This is a genomic window from Pantoea rodasii, from assembly GCF_002095465.1.
In the GTDB taxonomy this organism is placed as follows: domain Bacteria; phylum Pseudomonadota; class Gammaproteobacteria; order Enterobacterales; family Enterobacteriaceae; genus Pantoea; species Pantoea rodasii.
On record NZ_MLFP01000007.1, the window covers coordinates 45,706 to 66,280 of the forward strand.

At 55.1% G+C, this 20,575-nt stretch carries 14 protein-coding genes, 2 pseudogenes and 1 riboswitch; of the genes and pseudogenes, 4 read left to right on the forward strand and 12 right to left on the reverse strand.

Annotated elements, in window-relative coordinates; all coding sequences use genetic code 11:
• The first annotated feature begins 151 nt into the window (after positions 1–151).
• Both HA45_RS11450 and folA read left to right on the forward strand, forming a co-directional pair.
• Positions 152–1,294, forward strand: coding sequence for a porin (locus HA45_RS11450; protein ID WP_100704550.1), 1,143 nt, complete (start codon positions 152–154; stop codon positions 1,292–1,294).
• Positions 1,295–1,581: 287 nt separating this feature from the next.
• A complete protein-coding gene (folA, locus tag HA45_RS11455; RefSeq protein WP_100704551.1) occupies positions 1,582–2,061 on the forward strand; it encodes a type 3 dihydrofolate reductase in 480 nt (159 codons plus the stop codon).
• A 185-nt stretch (positions 2,062–2,246) separates the two neighbouring features.
• On the opposite strand, the gene apaH is transcribed toward folA, so the two are convergent.
• Genes apaH through lptD form a run of 6 tightly spaced genes read right to left on the reverse strand, consistent with a single transcriptional unit; the run spans position 2,247 to position 9,077 of the window.
• On the reverse strand, positions 2,247–3,116 hold the full coding sequence (gene apaH, locus HA45_RS11460) for a bis(5'-nucleosyl)-tetraphosphatase (symmetrical) ApaH (protein WP_100704552.1): 870 nt from the start codon (positions 3,114–3,116) through the stop codon (positions 2,247–2,249).
• 51 nt (positions 3,117–3,167) lie between these two features.
• Positions 3,168–3,545, reverse strand: a complete 378-nt coding sequence (apaG, locus tag HA45_RS11465) for a Co2+/Mg2+ efflux facilitator ApaG/CorD (protein ID WP_100704553.1) — start codon at positions 3,543–3,545, stop codon at positions 3,168–3,170.
• 4 nt (positions 3,546–3,549) lie between these two features.
• Positions 3,550–4,374, reverse strand: coding sequence for a 16S rRNA (adenine(1518)-N(6)/adenine(1519)-N(6))-dimethyltransferase RsmA (gene rsmA / locus HA45_RS11470; protein ID WP_100704554.1), 825 nt, complete (start codon positions 4,372–4,374; stop codon positions 3,550–3,552).
• Positions 4,367–5,359 (reverse strand): 4-hydroxythreonine-4-phosphate dehydrogenase PdxA, encoded by a 993-nt coding sequence (gene pdxA, locus HA45_RS11475; protein WP_100704555.1) that lies wholly within the window; start codon positions 5,357–5,359, stop codon positions 4,367–4,369. The genes rsmA and pdxA overlap by 8 nt, the downstream gene beginning before the upstream one ends.
• Positions 5,349–6,644: a peptidylprolyl isomerase SurA gene (gene surA / locus HA45_RS11480; RefSeq protein WP_100704556.1), complete on the reverse strand. Its 1,296-nt coding sequence runs from the start codon at positions 6,642–6,644 to the stop codon at positions 5,349–5,351. Before surA ends, pdxA begins: the two co-directional genes overlap by 11 nt.
• Before the next feature lie 54 nt (positions 6,645–6,698).
• On the reverse strand, positions 6,699–9,077 hold the full coding sequence (gene lptD / locus HA45_RS11485; RefSeq protein WP_100704557.1) for an LPS assembly protein LptD: 2,379 nt from the start codon (positions 9,075–9,077) through the stop codon (positions 6,699–6,701).
• Between the two features lie 181 nt (positions 9,078–9,258).
• Here lptD and djlA point away from each other — a divergent pair, with 181 nt between their 5' ends.
• Complete coding sequence (djlA, locus tag HA45_RS11490) at positions 9,259–10,068, forward strand: co-chaperone DjlA (protein ID WP_100704558.1); 810 nt, start codon at positions 9,259–9,261, stop codon at positions 10,066–10,068.
• A gap of 67 nt (positions 10,069–10,135) precedes the next feature.
• Here the strand turns inward: djlA and rluA are convergent, their stop codons facing one another.
• The 3 genes and pseudogenes from rluA to polB form a co-directional block, all read right to left on the reverse strand.
• Positions 10,136–10,795: a bifunctional tRNA pseudouridine(32) synthase/23S rRNA pseudouridine(746) synthase RluA gene (rluA, locus tag HA45_RS11495; RefSeq protein ID WP_100704559.1), complete on the reverse strand. Its 660-nt coding sequence runs from the start codon at positions 10,793–10,795 to the stop codon at positions 10,136–10,138.
• A gap of 20 nt (positions 10,796–10,815) precedes the next feature.
• Complete coding sequence (gene rapA / locus HA45_RS11500) at positions 10,816–13,722, reverse strand: RNA polymerase-associated protein RapA (RefSeq protein ID WP_100704560.1); 2,907 nt, start codon at positions 13,720–13,722, stop codon at positions 10,816–10,818.
• Positions 13,723–13,874: 152 nt separating this feature from the next.
• Positions 13,875–16,234, reverse strand: a pseudogene (polB, locus tag HA45_RS11505) (DNA polymerase II).
• 166 nt (positions 16,235–16,400) lie between these two features.
• Here polB and HA45_RS11510 point away from each other — a divergent pair.
• Positions 16,401–17,164, forward strand: a pseudogene (locus tag HA45_RS11510) (DedA family protein).
• On the opposite strand, the gene thiQ reads toward HA45_RS11510, so the two are convergent.
• The 3 genes from thiQ to thiB are packed head-to-tail and all read right to left on the reverse strand — an operon-like array spanning position 17,161 to position 20,418.
• Complete coding sequence (thiQ, locus tag HA45_RS11515) at positions 17,161–17,862, reverse strand: thiamine ABC transporter ATP-binding protein ThiQ (protein WP_100704563.1); 702 nt, start codon at positions 17,860–17,862, stop codon at positions 17,161–17,163. The pseudogene HA45_RS11510 and the gene thiQ sit on opposite strands and share 4 nt — an antisense overlap.
• Positions 17,846–19,456 (reverse strand): thiamine/thiamine pyrophosphate ABC transporter permease ThiP, encoded by a 1,611-nt coding sequence (thiP, locus tag HA45_RS11520; protein ID WP_100704564.1) that lies wholly within the window; start codon positions 19,454–19,456, stop codon positions 17,846–17,848. The genes thiQ and thiP overlap by 17 nt, the downstream gene beginning before the upstream one ends.
• Positions 19,432–20,418 carry a thiamine ABC transporter substrate binding subunit gene (gene thiB / locus HA45_RS11525; RefSeq protein WP_100704565.1) on the reverse strand — a complete coding sequence of 329 codons (987 nt, stop codon included), beginning with the start codon at positions 20,416–20,418 and terminating at the stop codon, positions 19,432–19,434. Before thiB ends, thiP begins: the two co-directional genes overlap by 25 nt.
• A 47-nt stretch (positions 20,419–20,465) precedes the next feature.
• A riboswitch (TPP riboswitch) is annotated at positions 20,466–20,560 on the reverse strand.
• Positions 20,561–20,575 lie beyond the last annotated feature (15 nt).

The window sequence follows — 20,575 nt, forward strand, 5'->3', positions numbered from 1 at the left end:
TCTATTGATTTGACATAGTTTTTATCAGTTGATGCGGTACTGGTTACATGTCGGATTATTCGCACAAATTTATAAATAAGATCCCAGTAAGCGCACCGTACTATTCGGCTTGCTCATGAATAGAGCGCTCACCTTAATTGGGATATAAAAAATGAAAATGCGTGCTTTCACCCTCAGTGCAGTGGCTGCATTGTTAGTTGCTGCTCCTCTCGCCAGCCAGGCGGAAATTACCCTGCTGAAGCAGGATCCGCAGGCAGGCGATCCGCTTAGCCGTCTTGATTTCAAAGTGGGCGGCAGTATTCGTCCACAGTTCCAACATCAGGCAGGCGTCAGCGATCAATCTTACAAGCGTAATGGCTACGACGGCGGTTCACGTTTCCGTTTCTCTGCTGATTACTATCTGTTTGATGACATCAGCTGGGTCAGCTACTACGAGCTGGGTGTTAACTTCCCAGCCTGGTGGGGTTGGGATAACCACTATGCCGATGGCCAGAACAACACTACGCGTCGTCAGCTATACACCGGTCTGAAAAGCAAAACCTGGGGTCAGCTGACCTTTGGCCAGCAGAACAGCGTTTACTATGATGTGGTCGGTGCGAAAACCGATATCTGGGACTACGACATGCTGGCCCAGGCACCGGGTAACGGTATCAACGGTGATTACGACGGTTCTTACCGTTCACGTAAGATGCTGAAGTACAAAAACACCTTCGGCGACGTTGATGTTTATGCGTCATATCTGTTTGAAGATAACAACTATCTGCCGGGTAACGGCCTGCGCTACAAGCGTAACGGCGGCGGCTCGCTGGGTGTGAACTATCACATCACCAAAGACCTGGCTTGGGGTACGGCGTGGAACTACACCCGTGCTGATATTCACAACCCAAGCACCGGTGAAAGCAAAGATTACAACCAGAACATCTACGGCACCGCGCTGAGCTGGACACCAGATGCCTGGACGCTGTCTGCGGGTGCAGGCTGGTATCAGAACTTCTCACCAACCAAGAAAAACACCGTTAACAACTACTTCGCGGATGATGCGTGGGGCGTGGAATACTTCGCTGGTTACAAATTCGCTATCGATCAGTATGCGGTTAAGTCTATCCAGCCTTACTTCATGGGTGACCGTCTGGAGTTCGTCAATGGACGTAACTACAAGCGTATCGACAACGGCGTTGGTATCAGCACCAAACTCGACTACGGCTTCCAGGTGGATTACGAATACGTGATCACCTCAAGCACCGACAAATCACTGGGTAACATGAACCTGGTGCGTCTGCGCTACGATTTCTAATCGATGTGACAACGGCTCCTGCGGGAGCCGTTTTTCTTTGTCGCATACAGTGCGGTTTTCTTTACACTCCATCACGTCAAAGCCTCATTTCACCCTGAGTTGTAGCGTCCTGCCGGACTAATATGGCGTCTATTCCCAAGTATGGTGGGAAAGTCGGTGTAAAACTCTGTCCAATAACAAAAATGCGGTCGCATAGGAGCTTTACGCAAATAGCGGGGTCGGCCTATCGACGAAACTTTCGCCTTTACGTATCATTGCGCCAATTTTTTTCCTGTAGGTCTTTTAACATGATTAGTCTGATCGCGGCACTGGCAACCGATCGCATTATTGGTATGGAAAACGCCATGCCCTGGAACCTGCCAGCCGATTTGGCGTGGTTCAAACGTAACACGCTGAATAAGCCAGTGATTATGGGTCGCTTGACCTTTGAATCTATTGGTCGTCCACTGCCTGGACGCCTGAATATTGTGGTCAGCAGCCAGCCTGGCACCCACGATGGCGTCACTTGGGTGACATCTCTGGAGGATGCAGTCAACGCTGCGGGTGACGTGGAAGAGATCATGGTGATTGGCGGTGGTCGTGTTTACGAGCAGATGCTGGCGCGTGCCGATCGTCTTTACCTGACCCACATCGATGCAGAAGTGGAAGGTGACACGCAATTCCCGGATTACGAGCCGGATGAATGGCAGTCAACCTTCAGTGAGTTTCACGACAACGATGAGCAGAACTCGCACAGCTACTGCTTTGAGATTTTAGACCGCCGTTGATGTTTGTCCCGATGCGCACCCATGCGCACGCTATGAAAATCGTGTCATTTCGTCGTCGTGTCGCCATGTATGGCAACCGGGAAATTTCAGGATCATCATTGACGGTGAATAAAAAAAAGCCCCGCTCAGGTTGCGGGGCTTTTTGTTTATGGCATGTCGCGCAATGGTGAATTGGTGGGGCTTTTTTAATGCATATCGCTCAAGGGGGGATGTGCGCTCACGGCGCTCTCTGCCATCGCCTTTTCCCGGTTCGATGCCTGCACATGGTATTGCTGTGTCTCCCAGTGCAGCAGCGTCAACGTCCCGCCCCAACAGCAGCCCGTATCAAGGCCAACGATGTGATCGGGTGTGCCTTTGCCTTCCAGTGAAGCCCAGTGGCCAAATACCTGCGTATACTCAGTGCCGATTTTACCCGGCACAAGGAACCAGGGTTTCAGCGGAGGAGGGGCAGAATTGGGCGCTTCTTTGCAGATCATATCCAACTGACCATTGGGGAAACAGAAACGCATGCGCGTCAGGGCATTGGTGCTGAAGCGCAGGCGCGCCAGGCCGCTGAGTTCTGGTGTCCAGTTGTTCGGCATGTCGCCGTACATCGCATCAAGAAACAGCGGGTAGGTATCGCTGGCCAATACGGCTTCGACCTCACGCGCGCACAGTTTCGCGGTGTCGAGATCCCACTGCGGCGTGATGCCTGCGTGCGCCATCAACAGCTTTTTCTCTTCATCGACTTGCAACAACGGCTGGCGACGCAGCCAGTTGATCAGTTCATCGGCATCGTGCGCATCCAGCAGCGGGGTGAGGCGATCTTTCGGCTTGTTACGGCTGATGCCGGCGTACACAGCCAGCAGATGCAGATCGTGATTGCCCAGCACCACGCGCACGCAATCCCCCAGCGATTTCACATAGCGCAACACATCCAGTGAGCCAGGACCACGCGCCACTAAGTCGCCGGTCAGCCACAATTCGTCTTGCTGTGGGTCAAAATCGACCTGCGCCAGCAGCGCACGTAGCTCATCATAACAGCCGTGAATATCGCCAATCAGGTATGTACTCATTACGTCAGTCCGATCAAAACGCGCCGCCCGGACAGGCCGGGCGGAGGGGGATTAATGTATGTGGGTTTGAATGGCGAGTCGGAACACCGGGATCTCAACGTGAAACTCTTCACCTTGATCGTCGACCATTACATAGTGCCCTTGCATGGTGCCCATCGGGGTTTCGAGGATCGCGCCGCTGGTGTATTGATACTCGCCGCCCGCTGCAATGTGCGGCTGTTCGCCAACCACGCCTTCACCCTGAACCTCAGTCTCACGACCGTTGCCATTGGTGATAAGCCAGTAGCGGCTACGTAGCTGAACGTTGGCACGTCCCAGATTTCGAATGGTGATGGTGTAGGCAAACACGTAGCGATCCTCATCGGGCAAGGATTGCGATTCCACATATTGGCTCAATACATGGATACAGACGCGGGCCAGTTCACTCATACACTTAGTTCTCCGGGTTTTCTGCCTGATATTTGCCCAGCCAGTTCGCCAGTTGGCAATACTGCGCCACCGTGACATTTTCTGCACGTAGCGAGGCATCGATGTTCAGTTCATCCAGCGCACCTGCGGCAAACATATGAGCAAGACTGTTACGCAGCGTTTTGCGACGTTTACCAAAGGCTTCCGTGGTGACACGGCTCAGTAATCGCATGTCGCTGACCGGATGCGGTGGCTGTGCGTACGGCATCAGACGCACCACGGCTGAATCGACTTTCGGCGCCGGCGTAAAGGATTCAGGTGGCACTTCCAGCACTGGAATCACCTGGCAATAGTACTGCGCCATCACGCTAAGACGACCATAGGCTTTGCTGCCCGGTCCGGCAACCAAACGGTTTACCACTTCTTTTTGCAGCATGAAGTGCATGTCTTTAATCGAACCAGTATAGCTGAAGAGATGGAACATCAGCGGTGTCGAAATATTGTACGGCAGGTTGCCGAAGACACGCAGCGGCTGACCTTTCTCTTGCGCCAGCGCCGAGAAATCAAAGGTCATGGCATCTTGCTGGAAGATGGTTAACTTAGGCCCGAGGAACGGATGGGTCTGCAAACGTGCAGCCAGATCGCGGTCCAGCTCAACAACGGTCAGTTCATCGAGGCGTTCGCCCACCGGTTCAGTTAAGGCACCCAGGCCGGGACCAATCTCCACAATCGCTTCTCCCTTCTGCGGGTGAATGGCGGAGACAATGCTGTCGATAATGTACTGATCGTTCAGGAAGTTCTGACCGAAACGTTTACGGGCAAAATGCCCCTGATGGACGCGATTATTCATTACTGCTCTTGATCATAGTGATGGCGAGATTAAGCGCCGTGATAAAGCTGCCCGGTTCTGCCTTGCCGTGACCGGCCAATTCCAGCGCGGTACCGTGGTCGACAGAAGTCCGGATAAAGGGCAGGCCAAGGGTGATATTCACCGCGCGACCAAACCCCTGAAATTTTAGCACCGGTAAGCCCTGGTCGTGATACATCGCCAGAACGGCATCGGCATGCTGTAAGTATTTCGGCTGGAACAGCGTATCGGCCGGCAGTGGGCCGGTGAGCTGAATACCTTGCTGACGCAGTTCGTCGAGCGCCGGAATAATAGTATCAATTTCTTCGCGGCCCATGTGGCCGCTTTCGCCCGCGTGCGGATTCAGGCCGCAGACGAAGATATGGGGATGCGGTAAACCGAATTTCTGCTGTAAATCCTGATGCAGAATCGTAATCACCTCATGCAAGCTGTCGCGGGTAATGGCGTCAGAGACATCTTTCAACGGCAAATGCGTGGTCGCAAGGGCAACGCGCAACTCTTCGGTTGCCAGCATCATCACCACGCGATCGCCACCGGCGCGTTCAGCGAAAAACTCGGTATGGCCGGTGAACGGAATCCCCGCATCGTTGATCACGCCTTTGTGCACCGGGCCGGTAATCAATGCGGCAAATTCACCGTTGAGACAACCGTCGCAGGCGCGCGCCAGCGTTTCCAGCACATAGTGACCATTCGCCACAGTGAGTGCACCGGGCGTAACAGGCAGTGCTGTATCAACCTGCAGCAGCGTTAACGTGCCCGCTTGCTGCGGTTGCGCAGCTACATCGGGCTGGTAATCGCGCAGCGTCAGCGGCAATCCGAGTTGCTGGGCGCGCTGACGCAGCACATTAGCGTCAGCGCACACCACCAGTTCAACCGGCCAGTCACGCTGGGCCAGTTGAACGGTCAGATCAGGACCAATCCCGGCAGGTTCGCCGGGCGTGATCACCACACGGTAATTACTGACCATTGTTGTCCAGAATCTTCACGTAGGCACTGGCGCGTTGTTCCTGCATCCAGGTTTGTGCCTCTTCCGCGAATTTACGGTTGAACAGCAGACGATAAGCACGATCTTTCTGCGCCGCATCGGTCTTATCAACCTGACGCGTGTCCATCAACTGGATCAGATGCCAGCCGAATGAAGAGTGCACCGGCTCGCTGATTTGGCCTTTCTGCAGCTTCAGTAACGCATCACGGAAGGCAGGATCGTAGATGTCTGGTGTCGCCCAACCGAGATCACCGCCCTGGTTGGCAGAACCGGGATCATCAGAGAACTGTTTTGCCGCCGCAGCAAAGGTGGTTTTACCACTTTTGATATCAGCTGCAATCTGTTCGATCTTCGCTTGTGCCTGCGCGTCAGTGAGAATCGGAGAAGGTTTCAGCAGAATGTGACGTGCATGCATCTCAGTGACAGAGATGTTTTTGCTCTCACCGCGCAGATCGTTCACTTTCAGGATGTGGAAGCCGACGCCAGAACGAATCGGACCAACGATATCCCCTTTTTTCGCGGTGCTCAGCGCTTGCGAGAACAGGGTCGGCAGCTCTTCAATTTTTGCCCAACCCATGTTGCCGCCTTTCAGCGCCTGCGGGTCAGCAGAGTAGGTCACCGCCAGTTTACCGAAGTCCGCACCGCCTTTCAGCTGTCCTACCAGTTGGCGCGCCAGCGCTTCCTGATCGTCAACCTGTTGCTGAGTCGGGTTTTCTGCCAATGGCAGCAGGATCTGGCTGACATTCAGCTCGGTGCCCTGCGTATTCTGCGAACCAATCTGCGTTGCCAGCGTATCGACTTCCTGCGGCAGAATGGTCACGCGACGGCGCACTTCACCATTACGTACTTCAGAAATCAGCATCTCTTTACGGATCTGACCACGATAATCGTTGTAGTTCATGCCGTCGTAAGCCAGACGGCTACGCAGCTGATCCATGCTCATCTTGTTCTGTGCGGCAATATTTTGAATAGCCTGATCGAGCTGCTGATCGCTGATCTGCAAGCCGGCTTTTTCGCCCATCTGAAGAATGATGTTATCCATAACCTGACGTTCAAGGATCTGATGACGCAGGGTTTTATCATCTGGCAGCTGCTGATGAGCCTGCTGCGCCTGTGATTTCACCGTGCGCATCATGTTATCAACGTCACTTTCCAGCACCACGCCGTTATTCACGACGGCGGCAACTTTATCAACCACTTGTGGGGCTGCGAACGCAGTGTTAGCGGTAATCGCCACACCAAGAATCAGCATTCTCCAGTTCTTCATACTTTATCCATTGTTGTTTCCGCACTGCGGGATAGCCTGTCAAATATCACAACATCAGAAAGCGCGCTGGTAAGGGATGATGCCCTGACGCAGCATTTCATTGGTGCCTAAGCCATAGTTGGAACTCAGACCACGCAGCTCAATGTTGAATGAGATTTGGTTGTCATACTTACTGTCGTTGTTTTCCCAACCGTTGATCTTACGCTCGTAACCCAGACGAATGGCGTAGCAGCACGAGCTGTACTGCAGGCCTACCAGCTGTTCAGCCGGACGACTGTTGCGGGTATCGTAGTAATAACCGCCAACCAAAGACCAGGCATCAGCAATTGGCCAGCTCGCGGTCGCGCCAACTTGTGAAATCCCGTTTTTGTAGATCGGGTTTGTCAGCAGGCTGGAGTTGTTCAACGCCTGTGCCACGTACTCCGGGCTGCTGTAGCGGTAGCTCAGCTGCACCATACGATCGGCATCCTCACGGTATTCAAGGATGGCGTTGCCTTGTGCGACGTTATCGAGACGCGTGTCATACTGCAGTCCGCCACGCGCGCCCCAACGATCGCTGATTTTCCAGTAGGTATCGCCGGCCCACACCAGGCTGCCGGTATCATCTTCTTCACTCGTCTGGTTTACGCCGGTACGAGACGGGGTAAACGAGTAGATTTGACCCACAGAAACGTTAAAACGTTCAACCAAATCGTTATCATAAATTCGCGTGGTCACACCGGTTGAAACTTCGTTAGCCGAAGCGATGCGATCCAGACCACTGTAGGTCCGATCGCGGAACAAACCGGTGTAGTCAGTTTGCAGCAGCGTTGAGTCGTACGGGTAGATATTGCTCTGGTTGCGATACGGGACATACAGGTACTGAACGCGCGGTTCCAGCGTCTGGGTGTAACCCGGTTCCCAGTTCATATCGCGGTCAAACACCAAACGGCCATCAACTTTGAATTGCGGCAGGGTGCGGTTGACTGAGCTGTCTAACCGGTTGCCCGTGCTGTCGACACCAGAGATTTCGTTATTGTTATAACGATCAATATTGTCTTGCTGGTAGTGCGTCGCCAGGAACTTCGCTTCGGTATCCAGGCTGGCCCAGCCATTCGAAAGCGGCAAGTTTAACGTTGGCTCAATGTGAAGACGCGTTGCTTCAGGCATTTTGCTATTCACGTTGGTGAATTTCACTGCCTGCGCATAGATGCGGCCATCAAACGGTCCAATATCGTTCTGATAGGCGTTCAGGTCGAGCTGCGGCATCGCGCGATAAATATTAGAAGAATCTGTACTGCCAAAGACCTGGAAGTCCTTGGTCGACAGCGTTGCATCCCAATTGGTATCCGCGTAGCCAAAGCTGAATTTCTGCGTCGCATAACCATCTGTTGAGCTGTAGTACTTCGAGTCGAGATCGTTGAAGTAATACGGGTCACTGACCTTAGTGTAGTTAGCGTTGAAGCGCCAGTGCTGCTCGTAAACACCGGCATGCTGCCAGTAGAACAGCCAGCGATCGGAGCTGTCATTTTCGGCGATGCCACGCACCGCTTTATCGTTATCGTACTGCTTATCTGAAGGCAGATAATCCAGCTCCATCAGACCGGCACCAAACACGGTCAGATAGCGGAATTCGTTCTGCAATTGCAGACCACGTTTGCTCATGTAATGCGGCGTAATGGTGGCATCGGCCTGCGGTGCGATGTTCCAGTAATACGGCAGCATAAACTCGAAGCCGTTATTACTGCCGTACTTCGCATTCGGGATCAGGAAACCGGAACGGCGACGATCGCCAATCGGCAACTGCAAATAGGGGCTGTAAAACACCGGCACATTGCCGAGTTTAAAGCGGGCGTTCCAGATCTCAGCGACTTCTTCCTGGCGATCCTGAATCACCTCGGTACCCACTACGCTCCAGCTGTTGGAACCCGGTAAACAAGAGGTAAAGCTGCCGTTTTCCAGGATGGTGTAACGGTTGTCGCCACGCAGTTTCATCTGATCGGCAACGCCGCGGCCCTGACGGCCCACCATCTGGTAATCACCGTTCCACACGTTGGTGTCTTTGGTGTTCAGATTGGACCACGCTTTCGGACCTTTCAGGATGACCTGATTGTCGTCATAGTGCACATTACCCAGCGCATCCACGGTACGAACCGGTGTGGTTTGCCCATCCTGCTGGCGCTGATGCAGCTGCATTTCGTCGGCGCGCAAGCGGCTGTTGCCCTGCTGCACATCAACATTGCCAGTGAAAACCGCGTCATTCGGGTAATTACCTTTGGCCGAGTCAGAATTGATGGTGACAGGCAAGGAATTGGTGTCGCCGCTGACCAGTGGACGGTTGTAGCTCGGCACGCCCAGCATACACTGCGACATGAGGTCGTCGGCGAACGTCTGCTGACTGTAGAGCGCTGCACCAATCATGGTTGCCAGCAGGGTAGGGATCTGTTTTTTCATACGCGGTTCGGGATTTCCATGAAAACGGGCATCATGCCGACAATCGGCTCAGAGACTAACTTACTGCCCGGCGTTGTGCCAGTGTTAATCCTTGTCTGATCGCGTTGCTGTTAGGCACTGAAGTAAATGAAAGGTATGATAATGCAATTTTCAGCCGCAAGCATGGCGAATTGAGGAGTTTATGCGCTACTGGGGAAAAGTTATTGGTCTGGCTCTCGGCTTGCTTTCCGGGGCAGGCTTTTGGGGCATTGTACTGGGTCTGATCATTGGCCACATGTTTGACAAAGTGCGCAGCGTAAAAGGACAGGGCTATTTCGCCAATAACCAGGCGCGGCAAACCCTGTTTTTCAGTACCACTTTTCAGGTGATGGGCCATTTGACCAAGTCAAAAGGGCGCGTCACGGAAGCCGATATCCAGATTGCTTCCTTATTTATGGATCGCATGCAACTGCACGGTGATGCGCGAACTGCGGCACAACGTGCATTTCGTGAAGGCAAACAGAGCGACTATCCGCTGCGTAATAAGTTGCGTGAACTGCGCAGCGCCTGTTTTGGCCGTTTTGACCTGATTCGGATGTTTCTGGAAATTCAGATTCAGGCGGCCTTTGCGGACGGTTCACTGCACCCCAATGAGCGGCAGGTGTTGTATGTGATTGCTGAAGAGTTGGGGATCTCTCGAGCACAGTTCGATCAGTTCCTGCGCATGATGGAAGGCGGCCAGCAGTTTGGCGGGGGTTCATCGCAGGGTGGTGCTTATCAACAGGCGCAACGCGGCCCGACGCTGGAAGATGCTTGCAGCGTGCTGGGAGTGAAAAGCAGCGATGACAGCACCACCATTAAGCGCGCTTATCGTAAGTTGATGAGTGAGCACCATCCTGACAAGCTGGTGGCGAAAGGTTTACCGCCAGAAATGATGGAAATGGCGAAGCAGAAAGCGCAGGAGATTCAGGCCGCTTACGATTTAATTCGTAAGGAGAAGGGATTTAAATAGCCTGGTACATCGAGATGAAAATTGAAAAGGGCCGTCATTGCTGATGGCCCTTTTTATAACCTGCAGATTAAAAATCCGCTGGCTGTTTAAACGTCATACTGTTGCCAAACGCCGGATGCGTAATCGTTAATGACTCCGCGTGCAGTTGCAGACGCGGTGCCATTGCCAGTGCTTCTTCGTGCGCATAGAAGCGGTCACCTAAAATCGGATGACCCAGTGCCAGCAAATGGACGCGCAGCTGATGCGAGCGTCCGGTAATGGGTTTGAGCAGCACGCGGGCGCTGTTGCTCGCCTCATACTCCAGCACCTGATATTCCGTCTGCGCCGCTTTGCCATTTTCATAGCACACCATCTGCTTTGGCCGATTAGGCCAGTCGCAAATCAGCGGCAGATCAATCAACCCTTCTTCCGCCGCCGGATGGCCCCAGACGCGAGCCACATAGTACTTTGACGGCTCACGTTCGCGGAACTGCCGCTTCAACTCTCGTTCAGCGGCTTTATTCAGCGCCACCACGATCACGCCGCTGGTGGCCATATCCAGTCGGTGTACCGATTCTGCCTGGGGGAAATCACGCTGGATACGCGTCATCACGCTATCCTTGTGCTCCTCAAGCCGGCCTGGCACCGACAACAAGCCGCTTGGCTTGTTCACCACCATAATATGCTCATCCTGATACAGAATATGTAACCAGGGTTCGAGCGGCGGATTGTATGCTTCCATCAACATGTCGTAGTGGCCTTCAGCGATTATTGGTGCGTAACAACGATCAGACGCAGTGCATCCAGTCGCCAGCCCGCATCGCCCAAACTGTCCAGCACTTGCTCGCGATTGCTTTCCAGCGCTTCAACCTCATCATCACGGATGTTAGGGTTGACCGCACGCAACGCTTCCAGACGGGACAGCTCGGCACTCAGCTTCTCATCCGCTTCCACCTTCGCCGCAGCGATGATCGCCTGGGCTTCTGGAATCACCACTTTCTCGGCTTGCGTCAGAATCTCGTGCACTTCCTGCTGTACTGCGTTGACCAGTTTGCTGCCGGTATGACGATTAACGGCATTCAGCTGACGGTTAAAGCTTTCAAACTCGACTTTGCCGGCCAGATTGTTACCCGCACGATCCATCAGCAGACGCACCGGCGTTGGTGGCAGGAAGCGGGTGAGTTGCAGGCTCTTCGGTGCCTGTGCTTCAACCACGTAAATCATCTCCACCAACAGCGTACCCACCGGCAGCGCTTTGTTTTTCAACAACGACAGCGCACAGCTGCCGGTATCACCGGACAGAATCAGGTCAAGGCCATTGCGGATCAGCGGATGTTCCCAGGTAATAAACTGGGTATCTTCGCGCGACAGCGCCTGATTACGGTTAAAGGTCACGGTGCAGCCATCTTCAGGCAAGCCTGGGAAATCCGGCACCAGCATATGATCGGATGGCGTCAGCACGATCAGGCTGTCACTGCGATCTTCCTGGTTGATGCCAACGATATCGAACAGGTTCAGCGCGAAGTTAACCAGATCGGTGTCGTTATCCTGATCGGCAATCGCATTGGCCAGCGCTTGCGCCGCGTCTCCGCCATTGGAGTTCAGCTCCAGCAAGCGGTCACGGCCCTGTTCCAGCTGTGATTTGAGTGCATCATGCTGTTTACGGCTTTCGGTGATGAACTCATCCAGCCCTTGTGGATTTTCAGGTGCGGCAAGATACTCAATCAGCTTGCTGTATTCGCTGTCATAAATGGTGCGGCCGGTGGGGCAGGTATGCTCAAACGCATCCAGACCTTCGTGATACCAGCGCAGCAGTACAGCCTGGGCGGTTTTTTCCAGCCACGGCACCAGAATCTGGATGTCATGCATCTGACCTATACGATCGAGACGACCGATGCGCTGTTCCAGCAGATCCGGGTTAAACGGCAGATCGAACATCACCAGGCGGCTGGCGAACTGGAAGTTACGGCCTTCAGAACCGATTTCTGAGCACAGCAGCACCTGGGCGCCTTCTTCTTCTGAGGCGAAGAACGCCGCAGCGCGGTCGCGCTCGAGAATGGATAATCCTTCGTGGAACACGGCAGCACGAATACCTTCGCGCTCGCGCAGCACCTGCTCCAGCTGCAGCGCAGTGGCAGCCTGGGCACAGATCACCAGCACTTTCTCTTTGCGGTTGCTGGTGAGATAACCCATCAGCCATTCTACGCGCGGGTCGAAGTTCCACCAGGTGCCGCTATCGCCTTCAAATTCCTGATAAATCTTTTCCGGGTACAGCATGTCGCGTGCGCGCTCTTCTGCGCTCTTGCGGGTGCCCATGATGCCAGAGACTTTGATGGCGGTTTGATACTGGGCGGGCAGCGGCAGACGAATCTGGTGCAGCTCACGTTTCGGGAAGCCCTTCACGCCGTTACGCGTGTTACGGAACAGTACGCGGCTGGTGCCGTGACGATCCATCAACATCGATACCAGCTCTTTGCGTGCGTCTTCTTTGCCGTCACGATCGCTGTTCGCCACCTGTAACAGCGGCTCGATGTCCTGCTCACCGATCAGGTCGTTGATCAGGTTCATCTCTTCTTTACTGATGGCGTGATCGGCCAGCAGTGAACTCACCGCATCGGCGACCGGGCGATAGTTTTGTTGTTCAGCCACAAATTGGCCGAAATCGTGGAAGCGATTGGGATCGAGCAGGCGTAAACGGGCAAAGTGGCTTTCCAGCCCCAGCTGTTCCGGCGTTGCGGTTAACAGCAGCACGCCCGCAGTTTTCTCTGCCAGCTGTTCAATCACCTGATATTCACGGCTTGGTGCATCTTCGCTCCAGGCCAGGTGGTGCGCTTCATCGACCACCAGCAGATCCCAGTCAGCATCCGCCAGCAATTCGAGGCGCTGCTTGTTACGGCGCACGAAGTCCAGCGAGCAGATGATCAACTGCTCGGTTTCAAAGGCGTTATCGCTGTCGTGCTGGGCTTCGGTGTAGCGGTCATCATCGAACAGGGCGAAGTGTAGGTTGAAGCGACGCAGCATTTCCACCAGCCACTGGTGTTGCAGGGTTTCCGGCACCACGATTAACACGCGGTCGGCCCGGCCTGCCAGCAGCTGTTGCTGGATAATCATCCCGGCTTCAATGGTTTTACCCAAGCCGACTTCATCCGCCAGCAGTACGCGTGGCGCGTGGCGGCGGCCGACATCATGGGCGATGTGCAGCTGATGCGGGATGAGATTAGTACGCATCCCGCGCAGGCCGCTGATCGGCAGACGGTATTGCTCGCTTTGGTATTTACGCGCGCGGAAGCGCAGGGAAAAACGGTCCATGCGATCTAACTGGCCCGCAAACAGACGATCCTGGGGTTTACTGAACACCAGCTTGCTGTCCAGCATCACCTCGCGCATGACTACGCCCGCTTCTTCAGTGTCGAGACGCGTGCCGATGTAAGTCATTAATTCGTTTTCGTTACGGACTTCATCAACACTCATCTGCCAACCTTCATGGTTGGTGATAGTGTCACCCAGATTGAAAATCACACGGGTGACGGGAGCATCATTTCGGGCATACAGGCGATTTTCGCCGGTTGCCGGGAACATCATGGTGATCATGCGCGTATCAATCGCCACCACCGTTCCTAATCCCAGTTCACTTTCCGTATCACTAATCCAGCGTTGACCCAGTGTAAAAACCATATATTTTTAGCTCGACTCTCTGACATGCCATAAAGAAGTTCACCTGCACTCAGGCAATACATCACCGCCAAACAGGTGTTTGGTCAGATTGTATGTGCGGTGAGAATCAGGAAGGGCGCTATGGTACTGGATGGCAGGGCATTCGTCACCTGTCAAAAAAGCCCCAACTGCCCGGTAATCAGTGTAGCAAAGTCATCGCCGACGAAAGGTAAAATTCCATCGGCAACCGGTTGAAGTTGTTTCATCACGTAGTGATCGTAATCCAGCGGCGTGGTGCGGATCTCCAGTGGTTCCGGGCCTGCAGTGGCCATCACGTAACGAATCGAGCCGCCATTTTGATACTGTAACGGGCGATGAAGTTTACGATTTTGCTCATCCGCTAATCGTGCCGCCCGCACGTGCGGTGGCACATTTTTTTCATAATCTTTTAAGGGGCGACGCAGGCGTTTTTTATACACCAGCAATTCGTCCAGTTCGCCCGCCAGCAGCTGAGCCACGGTATCGCGGATGTAATCCTGCCACGGCTCGCCACGGAAAATGCGGCCATACAGTGTTTGCTGGAACTGCTGCGCCAGCGGCGTCCAGTCGGTGCGCACCGATTCGAGGCCTTTAAATACCAGTCGTTCCGTGTCATCCGTGCGAATCATGCCGGCATAACGTTTTTACTGCCTTGCTCAGCCCCGCGAATGGTCGGCATCAGGAAGCGACTGAAATGGGTTTCGTACTCCAGCTCCAGTGCACTTTCCAGCCCGTAAGTCTGTTGCAGATGCTGCTGCCACCACACGTTGACCTGTTGGGTCAGACGCTGGCCAATGGCTGCGGCTTCCGCCTCATTGTGCGCGCCTTTCAGCCAGACAAAGGTCGAGTCAGTGTCGCCATAAATCACATCAAACCCTTCGGCCTCAATCAGTTCACGTGTTTGCTGCATGATGGCGTGGCCGCGCAGGGTAATTGAGGACGCAAGGCGCGGATCAAAGAAGCGGCAGGCGCTGGTGCCCAGCACGCCGTAAAAGGCGTTCATGATGATTTTCAGCGCCTGAGACAAAGGTTTATTGCCTTCGCGCTTGGCGGCTTCACGCCCTTGCCAGATTTGTTCAACTATCGCCGGTAAACAGTGGGTCTGGCGCGAAAAGCGTGCCTCACGGAAGCCGGGCACAGAATCGGCGTCGTCAGGATGGGCCAAACCTTCAACCAGACCAACCGGATCGATCAGGAAGGTGCGGATAATCGAGGGATACAGGCTTTTATAATCCAGCACCAGTACCGAATCATACAGTCCAGGGCGCGAGTCCATCACATAACCGCCGGGGCTGGCTTCGGGTGCCACTTCGCCGAGGTTAGGCGCAACAAATCCTGCACGGTGCATGCGAGGAATATAAAGATGACCAAACGCGGCCACCGAACCGCCGTGACGGTCAACCGCCAGGCCATTCACCGTGGCGCGCTCCAGCAAAAATGGCATGATGGCGGTGTGCTGGAAAATGCGCGTCACCAGTTCGCAATCTTTCAGGTTGTACTTCGCCAGTGCGGGTTTGTCATGGGCAAAACGCCAGTTGATCTCCTCCATGCGCTGCCACGGGTTGTCGATGTATTTTCCTTCGCCAAGGAGCTGGCGCGAAACTGCTTCGAGGCTAAAAGAGGGAAAGTCCCAGAAAGCGGATTTCAGCGCTTCGATGCCATCGATCACCAGGCGACCGGTGGCTTGCGCGAAGAATACGCCGGGTTTGAAGCCGTGCTCGCGCCACTCCAGCGCCTGATTCTGACGGCCTAAACGCAACGGGATGCCATAACGATCGGCATGTTTCTGCAGGACGCGCAGATCGAATTGCACCACGCTCCAGCCGATGATCACGTCGGGGTCGTGGCGGGCAAACCAGGCATTGAGCTGTTCCAGCAACTGCGGGCGGCTATCTACATAGATGAGATCGAAATCCAGCGTGCTGGCATCACCATTGGGCGGACCCAACATGTAAACCTGGCGCTGACCGCAGCCTTCCAGCCCGATGCAATACAGCTCACCGTGTTCCGTGGTTTCAATATCCAGCGAAACCCATTTCAGCTGCGGACGGTAATCTGGATGGGGTTTCAGGCGGGCATTAACCACGCTATCGCCGCGCACATCGCCACTGAACCACACCGGCGCAGTGATAAAACGCTCCATCAAATAGCGCTCTGGCGGGCGGATATCGGCTTCATACACCGCGATGCCATTTTCTCGCAGGCGCTTTTCCAGGTTTTGCAGCTGGCGATTACTGCGGCAATAGAGCCCAAAGATGGGCCGACGGCGAAAATCTTTCAGTTCCAGTGATTGCACACGAGTGTGGCGCTCATCGCGAATTAGCGTTTCCGTCTGCTGGCGAAATTCCTCGGGGATAAAGGCAACAGACTCCTGCGCAGGCAGCACCAGCCGCTGCGGACCCTCATCAGTCGCCAGCCACAGCACCACTTCGCTGCCGGTTGGGGTATCTCGCCAGTGGCGGGTAAGCAGAAAACCTGCGCGCGGTTCGGTCACGTTAACTCCGGGAAATGAATTGCCTGAAGTATATCATGGATGTTTATACAGTGCCTGCGCGTGGCGATATTGTCAGCACTCTATCAACATCGTTCTACAATTCTTGCCTTGACGGTTTGGCGCTGGCTCCGGACAATCCAGCCTCTATATTCCGCAGAGGATAGTTATGGAAGCCTGGATTCAACATCTGTTTTCGCAATCGCTGGAGTACGCGCTGATGGCCGTAGCGCTGGTGACCTTCCTTGAGTCGCTGGCGTTCGTGGGATTGCTGTTGCCAGGCACGGTGTTAATGGCCAGCCTTGGGGCGCTGGTGGGGAGCGGGCAGATTGGTCTTTATCCTGCCTGGGCGGCGGGTTTCGCCGGTTGCCTGATTGGTGATTGGGTCTCGTATGGCATCGGCTGGAAGTTTCAGGGGCCGTTGCATCGCTGGAAATATCTGAAAAAGTATCAGGGCCTGCTGGATAAAACCGAGCACGCGCTGCACGAACACAGCATGTTTACCATTCTGGTGGGGCGCTTCGTCGGACCGACGCGTCCGTTGATTCCATTGGCGGCAGGTATGCTTGAGCTGCCGGTGCGCAAGTTCCTGCCACCTAACTTGATTGGCTGTATTCTCTGGCCGCCGGCTTATCTGATGCCGGGCATTCTGGCGGGAGTGGCGATAGATGTGCCGCAGGCGCGCAAGGCGGCAATTTTAAGTGGTTGCTGTTGCTGGTGGCATTGCTGGTGTGGATGGGCTGCTGGCTGATGTGGCGCTGGTGGCGCAGTGGCAAAACCAGCGACTGGGCAACGAAATATCTGCCGCAGGCGCGCTTGCGCTGGCTGGCACCGCTGGCTGGTATTATCGGCGCGGCGGCGTTTGTCGCCATTCAATATCACCCGATGATGCCGATCTTCCGCCAGCTGCTGTGGAAGGTATTTTTCGCTTAAGGTTTTTTTACGCCAAGGATGGCAGCCGCTTCACTCTCTCCACTGATCAAGCTCGTGGTGCTGCCATCCCAGTAGATGCGCCCATCGACCACCACCAGACTGCGCGACGCAATCTGCTGAGCATCTTCCAGGCTGTGTGACACCATGAGCAGCGTAATATTGCGCGCTTCACACACCGACCGCACCAGCTGCAGCATTTCACCGCGCAGGGCCGGATCGAGCGCAGAGAAGGGCTCATCCAGCAACAGAATCGGCCGATCGCGCAGCAGGCAGCGCGCTAAAGCCACGCGCTGGCGTTGACCGCCTGAAAGCTCGCCAGGCAAGCGATTCAGCAGCTCCGCTAATCCGGTTTGCTCAGCGATGGCGGCCAGCTGTTGCTGCTGTTCACGCGTCAGTTTCAATCCCGGATGCAAACCCAGCCCCATATTCTGCTGCACCGTCAGGTGGGGGAAGAGATTGTTCTCCTGAAACAGCATCGACACCGGCCGCGCTGACGGCACGCTGCGCGTATGATCGATGCCATTGATCATCAGGCTTCCCTGGCTCACCGGCAGAAACCCGCCGATCAAGCTGAGCAAGGTGCTTTTCCCCGCGCCGCTGGGGCCAAGGATAGCGAGACGCTCACCCGGCTGCGCCTCGAAGCGGAAGCGCATCGGTAAATGTTGGTACAGGTAGGTGAGATTATTCAGTATCAGCATGGCGACCCGGCAGTTTTTCCATCAGGGTGAAGAGTAACAGGCACAGCAATAACAGCAGCAGCGCGGTGACGGCACCATCCGCACCACGATAGGCGCCAATTTGCTGGAACAGATAGAACGGCAGCGTGCGGAAATCGGCGCTACCAAACAGCGCCACTACGCCAAAGTCGCCGATCGATAACACACAGGCAAACGCTAGCGCCTGCGCGATCGGGCGCTTCAGGGCGCGCAGCTCAATGAGTTTAAGGCGATTAACCCCGGCAATACCCAGTGATAAACAAAGCTGGCGGTAGCGCGCATTGATGTCGCGCATCGGGTTTTCCAACACTTTCATTGCATACGGAATAGCAATCAGCGCGTTAGTGAAAATCACCAGCCCATCGGCGCGCTGTGGCAAGCCGATGGTGGCGTTGAACAGCAGGAAAAAGCCGCTGGCCAACACGATGCCGGGCATCGCCAGAATCAGCATGCCGCTCAGTTCCATCGCTTGTGCCGCCACGTTGCGCTGACGCTGGCGTAGCTCACGACTGCTCCACAGCAGCATTATGGTCAGCACCACACACAACAGGCCCGCGCCGATGGCGATACGCAGCGAGGTGAAGGTCGCTTGCCATAAAGCTGACTGCTGCAGTGCACCCGCAACGCCGCCGCGCAAGCCATCAACCACTACCGCGGCGAGCGGCGGCAGCAACAGTATCAGCGCGCAGATAATCAGCAGTGTGTCGCCGAGCCTGGCGTGCCACGAATCCTGGGGATCACGCCAGCCTCGAATACTTTGACTGCCGGTGGGGATGGCTTTGCTGAAGCGCTGGCTTAACAGCACCAGCAACATACAACAGCCGAGCTGTAACAGTGCCAGCAATGCCGCACGGCTGGGATCGTAATCAAAACTCAGCGCCTGGTAAATTGCCAGCTCTAGTGTGGTGGCGCGCGGTCCGCCGCCTAGTGCCAGTACGGTGGCAAAGCTGGCGAAGCACAGCATAAAGATCAGTGCTGCGGTGGGCAGGATTTGACGTCGCAGCCAGGGCCACTCGACTAAACGAAACAGGTTCCAGCCTCGCAGACCCAGCTGGGCGGCTAACTGGCGCTGCTCGCCGGGAATGCTCTCTAGCGCCTGCAGCAGCATGCGCGTAGCAAGGGGCAGATTGAAAAATACGTGCGCCAGTAAAATGCCCTGCAAGCCGTAGGGCGAGAAGGTGTAATCAATGCCAAGCAGGTTGCAGAGTTGCGCCAGCCAGCCACTGCGACCGTAGACGCTGAGCAAGCCGAACACTGCCACTAAAACCGGTAATACCAGCGTCATGGCGCACAGACGCAGCAGCAGCGTGCGTCCAGGGAAACGACGGCGATATAGCGCGCGCGCCAGTAAAATAGCCGGCAGCACCGAGAACAGGGCAGACAGCAGCGCCTGCTCAAACGAAAACGCCAGCACATGGTGCAGATAGCTATCAGCAAGCAGGGCGCGCCAGTCAGTGGCGGGGGCCGCCATGATTAACGCGCCAAACGCCAGCAGAGCCACCGCGCACAATATCAGCGCGACAGCACTACCGGGAATCAGCCAGCCGGGCATTAGCGGCTGACGGCTTGTTGCCATGCGCTAATCCATTCAGCGCGATGGTCGGCCACTTCCGCAGAGGTAAACTCCAGCGCGGTAGCCGGCACGGTCAGTGACTGATATCCGGCGGGAAGATCGCTTTTGATCACCGGATACATCCAGTTGCCGGTTGGAATGGTCTGCTGGAAGGCCGGCGACACCATAAACTGCATAAACTGCTGCGCCAGTTTGGGCTGTTTGCTGCTCGCCAACTGCGCGGCGACTTCCACCTGCAAATAGTGACCTTCACTAAACGGCGCAGCGGCGTAGTGGTCTTTTTTCTCTTCAATGATGTGGTAAGCCGGCGACGTGGTATAGCTCAGCACCAGATCGCCTTCGCCTTTCAGGAACAAACCATAGGCTTCGCTCCAGCCTTTGGTGACAGTGACGGTTTTCTGCGCCAGCTTTTGCCAGGCGTCAGGCGCTTTCTCGCCATACACTTTTTGCATCCACAGCAGCAGCCCCAATCCCGGCGTGCTGGTGCGCGGATCCTCATAAATCACACGCCACTTTTCCGGGCTTTCGACCAGTTCTTTCAGGCTTTTCGGCGGGTGCTTCAGCTTATTTTTATCGTAGACGAAGGCGAAGTAGCCGTAGTCGAACGGAATGAAAGTGTCGTTATGCCAGCCGTCTGGCAGTTGCAGATTGCGGGTATCGACGGGGCTTTTGGCAAACAGGCCGGTTTTCTGGGCGGCTTGCACCAGATTGTTATCAAGACCCAGCACCACATCGGCTTTGCTATTTTTGCCTTCCATGCGCACGCGGTTGAGCAGCGAGACACCATCTTCCAGCGCCACATACTTCAGTTCGCAGCCGCATTCGGCTTCAAAGGCTTTTTTGACGGCGGGACCGGGGCCCCAATCTGCAGAGAATGAGTCGTAGGTGTAAACGGTAAGAACAGGCTTGGCAGCCAATACCGGGGCAGAGACCAGCAGCAACACGGGCAGTACTTTGTTTAACACTTTGCGCTCCTTGAGGAGAAGATAAGGTTGAGTCGCAAAGGATCTGAGTTAGCGGGCATCTCAAATCCCTACGCCGGTATGAGCCGGATCAGGTTCGACGGGTTTCTCTCAGCCCAAAACCAGGGCACCCCGTTGAGAACGGACTATTTTAGACACT

Excerpts from the sequence above, each read along its gene's own strand:
- HA45_RS11450 (WP_100704550.1), top strand. The coding sequence starts at position 152 with ATGAAAATGCGTGCTTTCACCCTCAGTGCAGTGGCTGCATTGTTAGTT.
- lptD (WP_100704557.1), bottom strand. The coding sequence starts at position 9,077 with ATGAAAAAACAGATCCCTACCCTGCTGGCAACCATGATTGGTGCAGCG.
- apaH (WP_100704552.1), bottom strand. The coding sequence starts at position 3,116 with ATGAGTACATACCTGATTGGCGATATTCACGGCTGTTATGATGAGCTA.
- folA (WP_100704551.1), top strand. The coding sequence starts at position 1,582 with ATGATTAGTCTGATCGCGGCACTGGCAACCGATCGCATTATTGGTATG.
- thiQ (WP_100704563.1), bottom strand. The coding sequence starts at position 17,862 with ATGCTGATACTGAATAATCTCACCTACCTGTACCAACATTTACCGATG.
- thiP (WP_100704564.1), bottom strand. The coding sequence starts at position 19,456 with ATGGCAACAAGCCGTCAGCCGCTAATGCCCGGCTGGCTGATTCCCGGT.
- rapA (WP_100704560.1), bottom strand. The coding sequence starts at position 13,722 with ATGGTTTTTACACTGGGTCAACGCTGGATTAGTGATACGGAAAGTGAA.
- djlA (WP_100704558.1), top strand. The coding sequence starts at position 9,259 with ATGCGCTACTGGGGAAAAGTTATTGGTCTGGCTCTCGGCTTGCTTTCC.
- pdxA (WP_100704555.1), bottom strand. The coding sequence starts at position 5,359 with ATGGTCAGTAATTACCGTGTGGTGATCACGCCCGGCGAACCTGCCGGG.
- rsmA (WP_100704554.1), bottom strand. The coding sequence starts at position 4,374 with ATGAATAATCGCGTCCATCAGGGGCATTTTGCCCGTAAACGTTTCGGT.
- apaG (WP_100704553.1), bottom strand. The coding sequence starts at position 3,545 with ATGAGTGAACTGGCCCGCGTCTGTATCCATGTATTGAGCCAATATGTG.
- surA (WP_100704556.1), bottom strand. The coding sequence starts at position 6,644 with ATGAAGAACTGGAGAATGCTGATTCTTGGTGTGGCGATTACCGCTAAC.
- rluA (WP_100704559.1), bottom strand. The coding sequence starts at position 10,795 with ATGTTGATGGAAGCATACAATCCGCCGCTCGAACCCTGGTTACATATT.